2 protein-coding genes are annotated in these 1,011 nt (G+C 64.8%); one reads left to right on the forward strand and one right to left on the reverse strand.

Translation table 11 applies throughout. The features are described 5' to 3' along the window. The first annotated feature begins 44 nt into the window (after positions 1 to 44). Complete coding sequence (locus KUM32_RS37190) at positions 45 to 374, forward strand: ArsR family transcriptional regulator (protein ID WP_217146277.1); 330 nt, start codon at positions 45 to 47, stop codon at positions 372 to 374. A gap of 186 nt (positions 375 to 560) precedes the next feature. On the opposite strand, the gene KUM32_RS37195 is transcribed toward KUM32_RS37190, so the two are convergent. Beyond that, positions 561 to 1,011, reverse strand: a 451-nt coding sequence (locus KUM32_RS37195) for an RNA-guided endonuclease TnpB family protein (protein ID WP_217146276.1), incomplete at its 5' end; no start/stop codon positions are given.

The following is a 1,011-nucleotide window of genomic DNA, read 5'->3' on the forward strand; positions in this document are numbered from 1 at the left end:
CATGGGCACCTGCTAATGTTTATTTGCATGTGCTGGACGTTGACATGAGAGACCCCACGCCGACCGGCGACGACCTGGTGCAGGTGCTGTCCACCCTGTCCAACCCGCACCGCCTGCGGGTCGTCGCGGCGCTCGCGGGCGGGCGGAACTACGTGAGCCAACTGGCGCGCGAGCTGGACATCAGCCGCGCGCTGCTCCAGGTCCACCTGAAGAAGCTGGAGGCCGCCGGCCTGGTGGTCTCCCAGTTGGAGCTGTCCGAGGACGGCAAGGCGATGAAGTTCTACGAGGTGCGTCCTTTCTCGGTCCACCTGACACCGGAGTACGTCATGGACGTCGTCCAGACGCTGACCATCGAGGAGGGACCACGGGCATGAACGAGCACGATTGACCTCCGTACCCCCGCGCTAAAGCACGGGAATTTCCCGCCTGCCGTGGCCCCGTTTGTTTAGGACTACTGGCTTCGGATGGGTTCCTGTCTCTTCCCCACGTTGGTGGGGGCTGTGCGCGCAGCCAGGGAAACCCTGGTCTTACGTGCGCTCCACAGGCGTTAACTCGCGCCGTTACCGGCTTGAGGCCCCCGGTCCGGGGGTGGGTGGTTCTGTCTGCGCCGCGAGTATGCGGCGGCCCTCGTGGAGGATGTTCCGTCCGGCGTTCCAGTCCCGGTCGTGGACGGTAAGGCATGCCGGCTCGGAACAAGTCCAGGTGCGGATGTTGAGTAGCTTGGGGCCGTCCCGGTGTCCACAGGCGGAACACACCTGGGAGGATGGGAACGCCCGGTCAACCTTGGTGAAGGTGCGTCCGCGCCGGCTCGCCTTGTACTCCAGAAACAGCACGAACTGTGCCCAGCCCGCGTCGTGCACGCTCTTTGCCAGTCGTGTGCGTGCCAGGCCGCGCACGTTCAGGGTCTCTGTGAAAACGGCTTGGTTCTCGCTCGTTAGCTTGTGAGACCACTGGTGTGCGAAGTTCCGACGCGCATCCGCCACGGCGGCGCGAGCACGAGCGACCTTGATC

The organism is Streptomyces sp. AC627_RSS907 (genome assembly GCF_019049165.1).